The sequence below is a fragment of the Mucilaginibacter dorajii genome (assembly GCF_024808255.1).
Classification (GTDB): Bacteria; Bacteroidota; Bacteroidia; order Sphingobacteriales; family Sphingobacteriaceae; genus Mucilaginibacter; species Mucilaginibacter dorajii.
This window is the reverse complement of sequence record NZ_JANTYS010000004.1, coordinates 100318-116362: the sequence shown is the minus strand read 5'-3', so window position 1 is coordinate 116362 and position 16045 is coordinate 100318. Positions and strand designations below refer to the sequence as shown.

The window sequence follows — 16045 nt, the reverse complement described above, 5'->3', positions numbered from 1 at the left end:
TCAATAAGCATTTGGCATAGGCTAATTGCAAGACATATACAATGGAATTATTACGTTTTACAACAGCCGGCAGCGTAGATGACGGCAAAAGCACACTTATAGGAAGATTACTTTACGATTCCAAGTCCATTTTTGAGGACCAGATGGAGGCTGTAAGGAAATCAAGCGAGCGCAAAGGTTTGGAGCATATCGATCTTTCGCTGCTTACCGATGGCCTGCGTTCTGAAAGGGAACAGGGCATTACTATTGATGTTGCTTACCGTTATTTTGCTACCCCAAAACGTAAATTTATTATTGCCGATACCCCGGGGCATATTCAATATACCCGCAACATGGTTACCGGCGCGTCAACCGCCAACCTGGCGTTGGTACTCATAGATGCCCGTAAAGGCGTTGTTGAACAAACCTGCAGGCACTCTTTTATCGCTTCGTTATTGAAGATCCCTCACATTATTGTTTGTATCAACAAAATGGACCTGGTTGATTACTCAGAAGAAGTATTTAACAAGGTTGTTGAGCAATACGAGGATTTTGCCGCCAAAATTGATGTAACTGATATCCGTTTTGTGCCCATAAGCGCGTTGGATGGCGATAACGTGGTTAACGAATCGGAAAACATGCCGTGGTATAAAGGCGAAAGCTTATTACACACCCTGGAAACCATCCACATTGGCAGCGATGAAAACCACCTGGATGCCCGTTTCCCGGTGCAAACGGTGATCCGTCCGCATGCTGATGAGTACCATGATTACCGTGGTTATGCAGGTCGTATAGCAGGTGGTATTTTTAAACCGGGTGATAAAATTACGGTGTTGCCTTCGGGGTTAACATCGGCTATCAAATCTATCGATACCTATGGTGGCCCGGTTGAAGAAGCTTTTGCGCCTATGTCTGTATCTATCACTTTAGAGGATGATATTGATGTGAGCCGCGGCGACATGATTGTGAAGGATGAAAGCGAACCCTTTGTAAGCCAGGACCTGGAAGTAATGCTTTGCTGGATGGCTACTCGCGGTCCGCGACCGGGTGCCAAATACTTTCTTAAAAACACCACCCGCGAGGCTATGGCTATTATCAAGGAGGTTTATTACAAACTTGATATCAACACCATGGAAAAGCAGGAAGATGCCGGCGATATTAAAATGAACGAGATGGCACGTGTACGCTTGCGTACCACCCAACCCATCGTTTTTGACGAATACCGCAAAAACCGCATTACCGGCTCATTGATCCTGGTTGACGAGGCCACCAATGAAACCGTAGCGGCTGGGACAATATTGCTTTAAAGAATTTAAAAGCCCCATTTATTTAAGGGACAATTTATATAAAGGCAGGAGTTTTACTCCTGCCTTTTTTAATGTTTTAAAACTTAAAGGCCATACTGGCCGAGTAGTTAACAGGCCGTTGCGGATTAATGGACCAATAGCCTATATAGTACTTTTGATTGGTAATGTTATTGGCATTAAAAGAAAAGCGATAACGATCTGAATTGTAAAAAACACTGGCATTAAGCAAAGTATAGCTTGGCAACTCAAATACTCCAACCACGCTGTTATCAATTGATTTGTAAACACCGGCATAGTTACCTCCTATTCCAAAGCCAAAATCTTTAAGGCTGCCTTTGGCAAATTTGTAAGTTGCCCACAAGTTGGCTAAATCCTGTGGACCCTGCCCTCCTGGTGCCCTACCCTCTTCGGTATAAAAGTCGCTTCCGTTGCTTGATAAGTTACGGATGTGGTTATGGCTGTAACCGGCAATAAAGTTTAAACCAGGGGCCGGGTTGGCGTTCAGGTCAAGTTCAAAACCATTGCTTCTCACTCTGCCACGCTGGTCTGAATCATTAATATTACCTACAATGGGGGTTACTTTGTTTGATACCCTGGTATCGTAGTAAGACGCCGTTGCCGATAGTTTATCAGAAAACAAATTGGCTTTCACACCAAACTCTACCTGGTTGGCATGTTCTGGCTTATATGATTTAATACGCGGATTACTGCCATCAGCATCTGAAACCTGACCCGGCTGCACATTTAAAAATGAGTTTAAATAGTTAGCAAATACAGAAACCTTATCTATTACAGGCTGATAAACCAGACCAAACTTTGGCGATAGCGCAAACTGGTGAAAATTATCGGTGGCATCAGTTTTCTCGCCGTTGGATACAAAATAATCGGCTCGCAAGCTTAGCATTGCCGATAAAGCCGGTGTTACATTGATAACATCAGATACATAAGCCGCATAAGTGCTGTTACTAACATTACTATGGCTGGCTCCGGTACCAGCCAATAAACTATCAACAGAGTTTTGAGTGGCGTATACGGGATGGGCCGGATCAAGGTAACTAACACCACCCTGAGGGGTAACGTACCGCATAAAAGCATAGCCTGTGCCGTTATCAATTACGTTCCTGTTAAAATAATCGAGTCCGATTAGGAAGCGGTTCCTTAGGCCACCAATCTTGAAATCGCCGTTGAAATTCTGCTGAATATCGGTAGTATTACTGGTTTGGTTTTCTTTGTGGATGTACTGCTCAAACTCATTACTGCCAACAGCATTGCCAAATATATAACCGTAATAACCCTTTGACTGTGCCGAACCACGTGATATAGCTGTTTGCGACGTCCAGCTACCTGATATCTTGTACTGCATTTGGCCCTGCAGGCTATAACGCGGATTTTTTATACCCAGATCATTACTGGTGAACGATTGAAAGTTATCGAGGTTAAGTTCCTTAACAGTTTTAAAAGTAAGCGCGTCTGAGCGGTTCGACTGAAAAAAAACAGGTGCTACGGCGCGATCTTCCTGCAAAATCTCGGTCATAAAGTTAAATGTCAGCCTATCGTTTGCCTGGTAGGTTAATGCAGGAGCGAAAAAGAAAGTTTTTTTATATCCTGCATCCTGGAAACTATTTTCGGTAGAATAAGCTGTGTTGACACGCAAGGCAACTTTTTCGGTTTTGCTAAGTGGTGTATTAACATCTGCCGAGATCCGGTTTAAGCCAAAACTACCGGTATTGTAGGTAATTTCGCCGCCAGTGGTAAAGTATGGCTTTTTAGTTACCACGTTGATAATCCCGCCATAACCAACAAAATTAGCCCCAAACAATGTACCCGACGGCCCTTTTAATACCTGGATCTCTTCAATATCAGCAGGATCAAGATCGCCATTGGTAAAACCAGGCAAGCCATTGTATAACGATGGCTGGGCTTCAAAACCTCTTAGGGCAAAGTAGGTAGCACCATCGCCAGCGCGCCCGGTTGATTCCCACGTGCGCGCAATTCCCGGGATGTTGCGCATTGCATCATCAAAGTTGGTAATGCCCTGCTGCTTCAAAATCTCGGACGATACCACGTTGTAAACCTGCGCGTTTTCCAGCTTTTTCAATGGCATTTTAGCCAGCACGGTGTTCAATTTATTAGTATTGCGGGCCGATATGGTAACCTCATTTAACTGTGCCGAATTTTCTTTCAGCACAAAATTAACGGTGAGTTTATCGCCCGGTTTTACTTCGATGCTTTGCTCCTGTTTTTGAAGCCCGATCAAAGAGGCCACTATGGTATAAGTACCAGGATGAATGTTTTTAACTTGATAATTACCGTTGATATCGGTAGTGGTACCTTTTGATGTACCCTTAATGGCTACACTAACGGCTTCGGCGGGGTTTCCATCGGCTGTTTTTACCGAACCACTGATTGTGCCGGTTTGCGCGAATGTAATGCAGGCAATAAATAAGAAAAAAAGGGTAAAGTAGATTTTTTTGGAAATAAAAAAAGTAGACGTATTACTACATACTAAAGAACTCATGTTTTTAAAAATGATTAGTGAATGGAAGGACCTGTTAATTTTTACCCGGTTAGATGTTTGGCGACGGATAGCCGGGTTTTATGTTGATGGTTTTAGGGCGGATAATGTGTTTTCATAACCTAAATATGAAGGATGTGCCGCAAAATAACTCATTATTTAGAATAATTCCAAATAAACTATCCCAATAGTCAGGGCACACACATCTAAATAGTTAACGGGGATAAGCTTCTATTTAATAATAGCCAACGGAATAAGCTTATGGCGTCGGGAAGATATAACCTTCAAACGATACCTTGTTTTTATTGCCTTGCCCTGGTTGAATGATCCAGGTATCGAAAGGACTTGTATTGGCCAACAACAGGCACAAATATTTGGATACGCCTAAATTGCGCGATACATCAGTTTAATGTTAACCTTGTTAAAATACAAACAATTGATTATTAGATTATTATATGTAAAAAAATCTAAAATATGTTAAGTTATGTTAACCCAATTAGATGCGTTTGCCCTATCCCAATAGTAGTATAGCTGTGATAATTTTCTTCTCAACAAAAAAACCCGACTGTTAACCGGGTTTTCAAATACTACTTTAAAATAAGCTTTCTATCAGGGGCTTGCAACTTAGTCAACCACTCACTCAATCAACCACTCACTAACCTCTAAATATACTTCGCCCCAAACTTGCTCTTCACATCTGCTACTACCTGTTTTACGTTTTGCTCCTGGTCGCGGGGGCAAATAAGCAGGGTATTGTTTGATTCAACTACAATGAAATCATGCAAGCCTTTTAGGATCACCAGCTTTTCGCCGGGTACATTTACCATACAGTTTGATGAATCGTACATGATCACCTTTTCTGAAGGGATCACCGCGTTGCCTACATAGTCTTTTTCGGCAAGATCATAAATAGACGCCCAGGTACCCAAATCGCTCCAGCCAAAATCTGAAGGTAATACATAAACATTATCCGCTTTTTCCATCACCCCATAATCTATCGAAATATTGATACATTGCTGGTAGGCCTGGTTGATATGGTTTCGCTCGTTTTCGGTATTGTAAACCGGGCGGGCATCTGCAAAAATCTCGTGCATATCCGGCAAATACTGCTCAAATGCTTTTACTATCGCTTTGGCCGACCATACAAAGATGCCCGCGTTCCACAAAAAGTCGCCGCTTTGGATGAAGGTTTTGGCTATCTCCAGCGTTGGTTTCTCGGTAAAGGTTTTCACTTTATGAAAATCTTCGTTGATGGTATTATCAGTGTATTGAATGTAACCGTAACCGGTATCCGGTCTTGATGGTTTAATACCTAAGGTTACCAGGCAATCGTTTGCTGTAGCGGTTTCTAATGATCGGAGGATGGAGTTTACAAACGCATCTTCATCCAGTATCTGCTGATCAGATGGCGCTACTACGATGGCCGCATCGGGGTTTAAGTTTTCTATTTTAAAACAGCCGTAAGCCACGCATGGCGCGGTGTTACGCATTACCGGTTCAGTCAATATCTGCTGGTCTTCCATATCCGGAAGCTGCGTTTTTACCAGTTTGGTATAATTCTCGTTGGTTACTACGTAAATATTTTCTTTAGGACAAACTTTAAGGAAACGTTCGTAGGTGTTTTGAATTAAGGTTTTGCCGGTTCCAAGAATATCGATAAACTGTTTAGGGTGCGATGTGCGACTGATGGGCCAAAAACGGCTGCCTATTCCGCCTGCCATGATGATGGCATAGTAGTTTTTGTTCATGTGTGATTTTAAGAATTATGCTGATTATATAACATAATCGATATTGTAACGATCAATGCTAAAATACATTAACAATTTTAATAAAGGCATAGTTTCATTATAAATTATTAAATTGTATAATAACTGTACATAAAACAAAAAAAATTCCGGCCAGTATTATTAGCCGGGATCGTGATGCCATTTATTCATTTAATTAGCATCTATGCCTTAAATACACCAATTGGCTTAGCCGTAAAATCGGGGAACAAAACTTTATCGTTATTTATCTTCAAGTGTTTATCAGCAACTTCACTAAACACGTTTCTAAAATCGGTGGTAACGGCAAGGTCCCGGCCGTCTTCCAGGTTTTCTGTCGCAAGCGGCTGCATGCTGCCATGCACCAATCCGCCATTAACGGCGTTGCCCAAAATAAAATTGCAGGAAGCGCGTCCGTGATCCGTCCCACCGGTTCCATTTTGATGAACGGTGCGGCCAAACTCGGTCATGGTCATTATGGTTACGTCGTCCTGGTAATTGCTGCCAATATCTGTCCAAAAGGCCATCATGCTGTTACTTAAGTCGGCCACATTGCGGGCAAAAATACCATTACCGGTGCCCTGGTTAAAGTGGGTATCCCAACCGTTAGATTCGGCAAAGGCAACCTCTAAACCCACATTCATTTTTATCAGCTGCGCAATCTGCTTTAACGAATTACCCAATGCCGAGTTTGGATAAACAGCACCATTAGCAGGAGCATAATTTTTAACATCGGCCTTTTGCAGCATCTTTAAGGCATCAAAGCTTTCTTTGCCGGTATCTTTCAATAAACCGGGTGCGGTTTGATCATAGAGCTCCTCAAAGCTTTTAGCGGCCAGGTTAGCGCCCATTGGGTTACCACGCATCTGCAAAGCAAAATCCTGCAGGTTGCTGATGGCCACAGTGGGGTTATCGCCATAAAAAGAACGCGGCATAGCCGATGTAAGGCTCACCGCCGTAAATGGCGTTAATGCATCGTGCCCAAGCAAGCCCACGGCACGATTAAGCCAGCCGCTTGCGGTGCCTTTATTAAACGGTGTACCGCTTTCCATATAGTCTTGCGCGTCAAAATGCGAGCGGGTGTTGTTCGGCGATCCTATGCCATGCACAATTCCCAATCTTTTTTCGCGAAACATGGGCTCAAAAGCTTTCATTGAAGGGTGAAGGCCAAATCTGCCGTCCAAGTCAATTAATGGATTATCATTCCCATTTTTGGCAGCATCCATAAATAAACCCGGACGAGCCTCTTTAAGGTATTGATCTGTAAAGGGGGTAACGGCCATCAACCCGTCCATCGCCCCACGCTGAAAAATACACACCAATGTTTTGCCCTTTTTATAGGGAGCAATTATCTTATCCTGCGCGGCGGCCTCGGCAATAAAAGCTGGAATGCCACCCATTAAACCAACGCCAAACAAGGTTAATCCGCCTGCTTTTAAAAATCCCCTTCTTGATAACATGATGTTTTAATTTATGAGGTTTAACGTCTTTGATATTCTGGCGATCCTATAATAATGCCCACCACCTGCGCCATCATTGATGCTTTGGTATCCTCTACCTTAGGCATAACTACCATTTTAGCCTTCCGCCCGGCCGAATCGCCAACCATCAAGAGGGCGTCTTTTACCGGTGACGTGCTGCTTTTGCTCGCCTTATCCACCTTCGCCATCAATTGCGGATCGTTAAGCATTGGGCTAAGTTGTTGAATGGTTTTATCCAGTGGCCGCTCGGGCATAATGATCTTACTGTAGGTAACCAGGGCAGCCTGGGTACTTTCAGGTTCGTGCCCTTTATTCAGTTTCAACAAGTCGAACTTTACACCGGGGACCCGGCCTGATGCAAAGGCTAAACCAAAATTCATCCTGTTTAATAATGCACCGGTATTTATCCAGTATTGCCCTTTATCCGGGAAACCGGTTGGTGCCTGATAATAATAAACCTTTTCGCCCATGCGATTTATCCAGTTATATAATTGGTAGGGCTGTGTTACCTGCGCATTTAAGCTACGCACGGTATTAATAGCCAGTTCAAACGGCGACTTGGTTTTCTGACGTAAAGCAGTTTTGGACCAAAACTCCGGTGCCGATACCATGGTAATCAATACCTGTTTGATATCGCCATCGCCACTTAAAAATGTTTTGGCCATTTTATCAATCAGGGTTTGTGGTGGAGTATCGCTCACAAAACGTACCGCCAGCTTGCGCGATATAAATTTTGCTGTGGATGGATTGTGTGCCAGCATATTTAATAATTGTACGCCTTCGTCGTAACCACCATTACCTGCAAAATGTCTGCTTAAAACAGTTTTTTCGCCCTGATCATGCCGGTTGGGCACAAATAGGAAATCGCCATCATGCACCAGGCCATTAGCCAGATTACCGCGATTGATAGCGTTCATAACATTGTTCCCTTTACCGTATTCGCCCATGGGATAAACCGTCCAGCCGGTGAGTATTTTGGCCGCCTGGGTAACATCCTGCTGTGTATACCCGCCATCAACACCCAGGGTATGGAGTTCCATTACCTCGCGGGCATAATTTTCGTTGAGGCCGCGTTGCTGTCTTGCTTTCTTGAGTTTATTGAGCAGCATCGCTTGCTTGCCGGTATCGGCCATGTTAACGGCCATTATTTGCGGTTTTTGTTCAATGGCCGATGAGCTGCTGAAGTTATCGAGATAATAAAGCATAGCCGGCGATTTGGCAGTGGCTAACAAAAGATCGCCAAATTTGCCTAAGGCATTCGGACGGATCACATCGCGCTCATAATCCGGGATAAATTCGGCACATTGATTTTTGGTGATGGATACGTTAAAATGATTAAACCAAAAGCTGGTCATTACCTCCTGCAACTGATTGTTACTATAAGCAGCCCTTAATATTTTTTGGTTAATAAACTGCCTGAAAAGTTCCTGCTGGGGCTTCATCCCATTCTTATCCATATAATCCTGAAGCAATTTTTTGTAAGCCGGTTTATTTGATTGGATAGAATCTTTGTTAATTAAACCTTCTTTAACTGCTCTTTGAGCAACCAGCCCAGGGCGCGGGTATATGTTGGTAATTTGCTCGTTGCTTAGTCTAAGTGCATCAAACTTATCTAATTGCTGGTTAAGTGAATCATCGGGGAGTTTAGCATCCAACTGCTGGCTAAACCATTTTTCTAAACCCTCATTAGCAACCTCATCTACTTCGCCGGGTGTAGCGCCGTAGGTAAAACGGCTTAGCAAATGTGCTGCAGCCTGTTGTTTGGTTAAACCCGCCTGTTTATAGGGGAATTTAGATATCTCGTTACCGTTATGTCTACCATAAAATGAAGATAATAATAACAAGCCCCCCATTAAAACTAATGCCGGTATAATGACGCTTTTTATTGATCTCATATCAAATTATTAACCAATTACAATACTATGACACAGGCAAACATCAATGGTTTAATTTTCAATTAAGTATAATAACAACAATAAAAGTAAATAACCTGTTACATTAAAAAACGAAAGGCCTGCAAATAAGTTTTGCAGGCCTTTCGGGTTAATAAATCTATATTTAATTAAAAGAAAATCGCTCGGCAGCCATATCGGCAATGGCATTGCCAATGCCCAATGATGCTGTTGCTGCCGGTGAAGGAGCGTTTAACACATGCAGCATGTTACCCTGGGCCTCTATCTTAAAATCATCTAAAGTTTCGCCTTCGGGAGATATGGCCATGGCCCGCACACCTGCCCTGCCGGGTTGCAAATCTTCCATGGTTAAGCTTGGGATGAGTTGCTGTAAACCGGTTAAAAATTTCTTTTTTGAAAAGGCCCGCTGATACTCATCAAGCCCGAATCGCCAGTGCTTATAAAACAGCTGCCAGGTTCCTTTAAACTTTAATGCCTCAATGGTATCGCCTAAGGAAAAATCCGTTTTATTATAGCCTTCCCGCTTAAATACAAATACAGCGTTAGGCCCACACTCTACTGTTCCATCAATCATGCGGGTAAAGTGTACGCCAAGAAAAGGAAACTCGGGGTTAGGTACCGGGTAAATGAGGTTTTTAACCTTGCTTTTCCCCTGCTCTGTCAAATCATAATAATCGCCGCGGAAACCTACTATCCGAGCATCAGTTTTAACACCGGCCCCCATGGTAAGCCTATCGGCCTGCAGGCCTCCGGCGGTAATTAAATATTTACCGTTAAAGCTGCCTTTGCTGGTTACTACCGTGGTATAGCAATCATGATGTTCAAATGCCTTAGCAGCGCAATTGGTCAGTACTTTACTTTGCGAAAAACGAGCTTCAAATAGCTCGCGATATTTACGGGTAACTGCAGCAAAGCTGATAATGCCCGTGCAAGGCACCCAAATGCCTTCAATCCCCACACAATAAGGCTCTATTTCTTTTATCTTTTCGGCACTTATCTTTTCAATGCCTTCCACTCCATTGGCAATCCCATTGTTAAACACTTTGTTCATGTACTCCAACTCAGATGGTTTGGTGGCTACAATGATTTTTCCGCAAATGTCATGAGGAACGTTATGCTCTTTTGCAAACGCTACCAGTTCCCGCCTGCCTTCTACACAAAGTTTGGCTTTATAGGAGTTTGGCTTATAATATATACCAGAGTGAATGACTCCCGAGTTATGCCCTGTTTGATGTGCCGCCACTTCGCTCTCCTTCTCTAAAACCAGGATTTTTTTTTCGGGGTTACGGGTGTTGATCTTGTAGGCTGTGGCCATACCAACTATACCGCCGCCTACAATGATGAGGTCATATACGTTTTCCATAGTTTGATTACTCCAAGTTACCTTAATAACGTTAATTTACGTTTAAGCTTATCTGGTTTCAAGGCAGTGCAAAAATACAAAAAACGGGCTGACGCAGGTCAGCCCGTTTTTATTTTATTATTCAGCGCAAATTATAGGTTAGCTTTTAGTACCTATAGATTGTACAATGAAACCTATTGATCTTAGTTTATTTGCATCAAGTAAATTACGACCATCAAATATTTTTGCAGGCTTCAGCATACTATCGTAAATCTTTTGCCAATCGTAATCTTTAAATTCATCCCACTCGGTTAGTACAGCTATAGCGTGAGCCCCTTTACATGCCTCATAAGGATCATTTATAACGCTAACCCCTTTTTTATTTTCTTCGGATGTTCTGGTACCCAGGTAGTCGAGGTCAAAATAAATCTGCCCTTCCAGTACCTTTGGATCATAAACCATAATTTGCGCTTGCTCATGCAACAAATGATCTGCTACGTAAATTGCTGCCGATTCCCGGGTATCATTGGTATCTTTTTTAAAGGCCCAACCCAAAAAGCTTATTTTTTTCCCATTAACGGTATTATATAACTCCCTGATCATTTGGTTAGCAAAGCGTTTTTTCTGATGATCATTCATGATGATAACCTGCTCCCAGTAATCGGCTACTTCCTGCAAGCCATAAGTACGGGCTATGTATACCAGGTTTAAAATATCCTTTTGAAAACAGGAACCGCCAAAACCAACAGAAGCTTTTAAAAACTTAGGCCCGATACGACTATCGGTACCGATTGCCCTTGCAACTTCATTAATGTCGGCTTCAGTTTTTTCGCAAAGCTCGGTAAGCGAATTTATTGAAGACACACGCTGGGCAAGAAACGCGTTAGCCGTTAATTTAGATAACTCTGACGACCAAACATTGGTAGTTAAGATCCGTTCTCTCGGAATCCAATTGGCATAAACATCTACAAGCGCCTGAATTGCGGTTTGGCCTTCAGCCGTGCTGTCACCACCAATTAAAACACGATCAGGTGCATCCAGATCCTCCACAGCAGTACCTTCGGCAAGAAACTCCGGATTAGATAAAATTTGAAACTGGGAACCATTTCCGGTATGCATCAGAATATCTTTTATAGCACTTGCCGTTCTTACCGGCAGGGTTGATTTTTCAACGATGATCTTATTATCTTTTGACACGCGTGCAATCTGCCTTGCGCAAAGCTCAATCCATTTCAAATCAGCTGCCTGTCCTTTACCCGCACCATAGGTTTTGGTTGGAGTGTTTACAGAGATAAAGACCATTTCTGCTTCATCAATAGCCGCATCCACATCTGTAGAGAAAAACAAGTTACGTCCCCTGGCTTCAGCCACAACCTCACTTAAGCCAGGTTCATACACCGGAATATTCTCAACATCCGGATCATTCCATGCCGCTATACGTTGTTCATTAAGATCAACAACTGTAACTTTAATATGAGGACATTTTTTCGCGATCATAGCCATGGTTGGTCCACCGACATAACCAGCACCTATACAACAAATTTTAGTGATTTGAGACATACACTTATGAGGTTGTTAATATTTTAGTTTAAGAATATAAAGATATTGTTTGTTATACTTACTTACGCTAATAAGCTACCAAGGTTTTTGTTTGTATCTAAATACCCGGTATTAAACAGTGTGAACATAATTTTATTTACCTATTGAGGCAAATAAAATCATGTTCACATGCCTGTAAAAAGAAAATAAGAACAAATTGATTGTCAGGCTAACATAGACCACCTGACAGATATTATTATTTAAGCGCAATATCTATCGCTCACTGTGTACTTTGCTTTTATCAGTAAAATCGTTATATGCCGATAGAACACCTTCCTCAAGGCTGGTATGGTGCTTCCAGCCCAAATTATGCAGCTTGTTAACATCCATTAACTTACGCGGCGTGCCATCAGGTTTTGAGGTATCAAACTTCAACTCCCCTTCAAATCCTACAATATTTTTTACAAGGTTGGCAAGTTCGGCTATGGTTAAATCTTCGCCGGTGCCTACGTTAACGAGTTCTTTCCCGTTATAAGTTTCCATTAAAAACAAGCAGGCCTCGGCAAGATCATCTGCATATAAAAACTCCCTTTTAGGGCTTCCGGTTCCCCAAATGGTTACAGCTTCCTCGCCATTGACCTTAGCTTCATGAAACTTACGGATTAAAGCAGGCAATACATGCGAGTTGGTTGGGTGATAGTTATCGCCAATGCCATACAGGTTTGTTGGCATCACACTAATATAGTTACAGCCATACTGGTCACGATAGGTTTCGCACATTTTAATACCTGCTATTTTAGCGATAGCGTATGGCTCATTAGTTTCTTCAAGCGGGCCGGTAAGCAGGTAATCTTCCCTGAGCGGTTGCGGCGCAAGCTTAGGGTAAATACATGAACTACCCAAAAACATTAGTTTTTTAACGTTTGTAAGATAGGCCGAATGTATAATATTACATTCCATGATCAGGTTTTCATACAAAAAATCGGCCCGGTAGGTATTATTTGCTATAATCCCCCCCACTTTAGCCGCTGCCAGAAAAACGTAATCGGGCTGCTCGGTTTTAAAAAAATCCAATACTGCATTCTGATCGCGAAGATCAAGTTCTTTTGATCCTTTTAAAATAAGGTTTTCAAATCCCTCGTTCTGCAACTTCCGGGTAATGGCCGAGCCGACCATACCCCTATGCCCTGCGATATATATTTTGCTATTCTTTTCCATAATTGCCGATCCCGTAAAGGATCTATTATTACCATATTTTAAATGACGATCAACAATTAAAAATCAGTTTATTCAAACTGATTTTTAATGTCGTAACCAGACTCTTTTAATAACTTTTCTTTACGGAAATGGTTAACATCGGCCTGCATCATATCTTCTACCAGCATTTTTAAATCGTATTTAGGCACCCACCCTAATTTAGTTTTTGATTTTGTAGGATCACCAATCAATAACTCAACTTCGGTAGGTCTGAAATATTTCGCATCAACTGCCACGACCTCTTTACCAATTTCAACCTGAAAATCAGGAGATTCGCAAGATACAACATACCCTTTTTCATCAACACCTTCGCCTTTAAACTCTAAGGTGATGCCAACTTCGGCAAAAGCCATTCTAACAAACTCGCGTACACGAGTAGTTACACCAGTGGCAATAACATAATCTGTAGGTTCGTCCTGTTGCAATATCAGGTACATGGCTTCTACATAATCCTTTGCATGCCCCCAATCCCTTTGCGCGTCTAAATTGCCCAAATAAAGCTTATCCTGCAGCCCCATAGCTATTTTTGAAGTAGCACGCGTAATTTTACGGGTTACAAATGTTTCGCCACGCAGCGGGCTTTCGTGGTTAAATAAAATACCATTGCAAGCGAAAATGCCATAAGCTTCCCGGTAGTTAACTGTTATCCAGTAAGCATACATTTTAGCTACGGCATAAGGTGACCGTGGGTAAAAAGGTGTAGTTTCTGACTGTGGAACAGCCTGTACCAAACCATATAGTTCAGATGTAGATGCCTGGTATATTTTAGTTTTCTTTTCTAATCCTAAAATGCGGATTGCTTCCAGCAGGCGCAATGTACCTATTCCATCAGCATTGGCTGTGTATTCAGGCGTATCAAAGCTCACTTTAACATGTGACATTGCTCCCAAGTTGTATATTTCATCAGGCTGTACCTGTTGAATTATGCGGATAAGGTTGGTAGAATCACTTAAATCTCCATAATGCAAGGTAAGTTTTACATTACTTTCATGAGGATCCTGATATAAATGATCAATCCTATCGGTATTAAAAAGTGAACTTCTACGTTTTATACCATGTACTTCATATCCTTTTGATAAAAGAAGTTCGGTTAGGTAGGCACCATCCTGACCTGTTATACCTGTGATTAAAGCGATTTTCTTCATGAAAATTAGTTAAACTAATTGTTTTATATATTAAGTTTTATCAGATCAATTTATTGTTCAATATCTTGAATGTATTTGCCGTAGCCGCTTTTAATATACTTAACAGCTAATGTTTGAAGCATATCGTAAGTTATAAAACCCATCCGATATGCAACTTCTTCAATACATCCAATTTTAGTATCCTGTCGTTTTTCAATAACCCTCACAAATTCAGATGCGTCGCTAAGTGAATCAAAAGTACCTGTATCAAGCCACGCCGTCCCCCTATCCATTACGCCAACCTGAAGCTCACCTTTTTCAAGATAGATTCTGTTCACATCTGTAATTTCAAATTCTCCTCTCGGAGATGCAGGAATATTCCTGGCAATTTCCACTACCTGATTATCATAAAAATAAAGGCCAGGAACTGCATAATGTGATTTGGGCTTTAACGGCTTTTCTTCAATAGATAGCGCTTTAAAATGTTTATCAAACTCTACCACACCATATCGTTCCGGATCGGCAACGGGATAAGCAAATATAGCAGCCCCATTTACATTGTTGAAGCTTTGTATTAAGCTACTGAAACCCGATCCATAAAATATGTTGTCGCCAAGTACCAAAGCTACCTTATCGGTACCAATAAAATCAGCTCCTATCACAAAAGCCTGGGCAAGGCCGTTAGGCACCTCCTGCATAGCAAATTCAAAACGGCAACCAAGTTCAGTACCATCGCCCAACAAGCGTATAAAGCCCGCCTGATCTTCGGGAGTTGTAATAATTAATATCTCATTTATCCCAGCCAGCATCAATACAGATAAAGGATAATAAATCATCGGTTTATCATAAATAGGCATCAGCTGCTTACTGATTGCTTTTGTAATAGGATAAAGGCGTGTTCCGGAGCCGCCTGCAAGTATGATTCCTTTCATATAGGGATAGGTTAGATTTTATTTATGCTTTCAAGTTCTTTGATGCAAACAATAAGACTATCGCGCCAGTATGGAATGCTGATGCCAAAAGTTTTCTTGATTCTGGATTTATCCATTACAGAAAAAGCAGGTCTTATTGCTCTTGTAGGGTATTCGCTTGTACGTATAGGATAGGTTTTAACATCTGTATTTGATATGTCAAATATGCCCTTTGCAAAATCGTACCATGAAGTAACTCCTTCATTGCTGTAATGATAAATACCATAATTGCCTTCGCCGGCAGCAATGATATCTAATATAGCACTGGCAAGGTCGATAGCATAGGTTGGTGTGCCTACCTGATCGGCTATGATCTTTAATTCGTCCCTATCGGCACCAAGCTTAAGCATGGTTTTAACAAAATTATTAGCAAATTCAGAGTATAACCAGCTGGTGCGTATGATATAGTGTTCTGGCAATATAGCTGCAACGTCCTGTTCGCCTTCTAATTTTGTCAGACCATAAATACTTATTGGTTCGGCGATATCATCTTCGACTAATGGGTAGGGCGTATTGCCTTTAAACACAAAATCAGTTGAAACCTGTACCAACGCGGCACCATGTGCTTTACATTGAATTGCCAGATTTTCGGCTCCTGTTTTGTTGATTTTTCGGGCAAGATCAATATCATCCTCAGCTTTATCTACAGCGGTATATGCCGCGCAATTTATGGCGTGAGTTGGCTTATATTGTTCAAATACCTTGCCTAACAAATCAGCATCCAGTATATTAGCTTCAGCTTCTGGCGGAAAAAATATGGATGTTATACCTTTAATGGCAGCCACTTTTTTTAAACATTGGCCCAGTTGACCTGAAGCACCAAATACTACTATGTTTTCCATGTTAAAATTTCT

11 protein-coding genes are annotated in these 16045 nt (G+C 41.8%); 1 reads left to right on the top strand and 10 read right to left on the bottom strand.

What is annotated here, in order from left to right:
* Positions 1-41 precede the first annotated feature (41 nt).
* Positions 42-1286 (top strand): sulfate adenylyltransferase subunit CysN, encoded by a 1245-nt coding sequence (gene cysN, locus FHS10_RS06675; protein ID WP_259088792.1) that lies wholly within the window; start codon positions 42-44, stop codon positions 1284-1286.
* 76 nt (positions 1287-1362) lie between these two features.
* Here the strand turns inward: cysN and FHS10_RS06670 are convergent, their stop codons facing one another.
* The 10 genes from FHS10_RS06670 to rfbD all read right to left on the bottom strand — a co-directional run bounded on the left by FHS10_RS06670 (position 1363) and on the right by rfbD (position 16033).
* Entirely contained in the window at positions 1363-3804 is a 2442-nt protein-coding gene (locus FHS10_RS06670; RefSeq protein ID WP_259088790.1) for a TonB-dependent receptor, read from the bottom strand.
* Between the two features lie 659 nt (positions 3805-4463).
* Positions 4464-5549 carry a mannose-1-phosphate guanylyltransferase gene (locus FHS10_RS06665; RefSeq protein WP_259088788.1) on the bottom strand — a complete coding sequence of 362 codons (1086 nt, stop codon included), beginning with the start codon at positions 5547-5549 and terminating at the stop codon, positions 4464-4466.
* Between the two features lie 200 nt (positions 5550-5749).
* Positions 5750-7024 (bottom strand): DUF1501 domain-containing protein, encoded by a 1275-nt coding sequence (locus tag FHS10_RS06660; RefSeq protein WP_259088787.1) that lies wholly within the window; start codon positions 7022-7024, stop codon positions 5750-5752.
* A 20-nt stretch (positions 7025-7044) separates the two neighbouring features.
* Positions 7045-8940 carry a DUF1800 domain-containing protein gene (locus tag FHS10_RS06655; RefSeq protein WP_259088786.1) on the bottom strand — a complete coding sequence of 632 codons (1896 nt, stop codon included), beginning with the start codon at positions 8938-8940 and terminating at the stop codon, positions 7045-7047.
* A 163-nt stretch (positions 8941-9103) separates the two neighbouring features.
* Complete coding sequence (gene lhgD / locus FHS10_RS06650) at positions 9104-10321, bottom strand: L-2-hydroxyglutarate dehydrogenase (RefSeq protein WP_259088785.1); 1218 nt, start codon at positions 10319-10321, stop codon at positions 9104-9106.
* 138 nt (positions 10322-10459) lie between these two features.
* Complete coding sequence (locus FHS10_RS06645; protein ID WP_259088783.1) at positions 10460-11860, bottom strand: UDP-glucose 6-dehydrogenase; 1401 nt, start codon at positions 11858-11860, stop codon at positions 10460-10462.
* A 252-nt stretch (positions 11861-12112) separates the two neighbouring features.
* Positions 12113-13057: a GDP-L-fucose synthase gene (fcl, locus tag FHS10_RS06640; protein ID WP_259088781.1), complete on the bottom strand. Its 945-nt coding sequence runs from the start codon at positions 13055-13057 to the stop codon at positions 12113-12115.
* A 68-nt stretch (positions 13058-13125) separates the two neighbouring features.
* A complete protein-coding gene (gene gmd, locus FHS10_RS06635) occupies positions 13126-14241 on the bottom strand; it encodes a GDP-mannose 4,6-dehydratase (RefSeq protein ID WP_259088780.1) in 1116 nt (371 codons plus the stop codon).
* Between the two features lie 50 nt (positions 14242-14291).
* On the bottom strand, positions 14292-15152 hold the full coding sequence (gene rfbA / locus FHS10_RS06630) for a glucose-1-phosphate thymidylyltransferase RfbA (RefSeq protein ID WP_259088775.1): 861 nt from the start codon (positions 15150-15152) through the stop codon (positions 14292-14294).
* 11 nt (positions 15153-15163) lie between these two features.
* Positions 15164-16033 (bottom strand): dTDP-4-dehydrorhamnose reductase, encoded by an 870-nt coding sequence (gene rfbD / locus FHS10_RS06625; protein ID WP_259088772.1) that lies wholly within the window; start codon positions 16031-16033, stop codon positions 15164-15166.
* Positions 16034-16045 lie beyond the last annotated feature (12 nt).

Excerpts from the sequence above, each read along its gene's own strand:
- rfbA (WP_259088775.1), bottom strand. The coding sequence starts at position 15,152 with ATGAAAGGAATCATACTTGCAGGCGGCTCCGGAACACGCCTTTATCCT.
- FHS10_RS06665 (WP_259088788.1), bottom strand. The coding sequence starts at position 5,549 with ATGAACAAAAACTACTATGCCATCATCATGGCAGGCGGAATAGGCAGC.
- FHS10_RS06660 (WP_259088787.1), bottom strand. The coding sequence starts at position 7,024 with ATGTTATCAAGAAGGGGATTTTTAAAAGCAGGCGGATTAACCTTGTTT.
- cysN (WP_259088792.1), top strand. The coding sequence starts at position 42 with ATGGAATTATTACGTTTTACAACAGCCGGCAGCGTAGATGACGGCAAA.
- rfbD (WP_259088772.1), bottom strand. The coding sequence starts at position 16,033 with ATGGAAAACATAGTAGTATTTGGTGCTTCAGGTCAACTGGGCCAATGT.
- lhgD (WP_259088785.1), bottom strand. The coding sequence starts at position 10,321 with ATGGAAAACGTATATGACCTCATCATTGTAGGCGGCGGTATAGTTGGT.
- FHS10_RS06655 (WP_259088786.1), bottom strand. The coding sequence starts at position 8,940 with ATGAGATCAATAAAAAGCGTCATTATACCGGCATTAGTTTTAATGGGG.
- FHS10_RS06670 (WP_259088790.1), bottom strand. The coding sequence starts at position 3,804 with ATGAGTTCTTTAGTATGTAGTAATACGTCTACTTTTTTTATTTCCAAA.
- FHS10_RS06645 (WP_259088783.1), bottom strand. The coding sequence starts at position 11,860 with ATGTCTCAAATCACTAAAATTTGTTGTATAGGTGCTGGTTATGTCGGT.
- fcl (WP_259088781.1), bottom strand. The coding sequence starts at position 13,057 with ATGGAAAAGAATAGCAAAATATATATCGCAGGGCATAGGGGTATGGTC.
- gmd (WP_259088780.1), bottom strand. The coding sequence starts at position 14,241 with ATGAAGAAAATCGCTTTAATCACAGGTATAACAGGTCAGGATGGTGCC.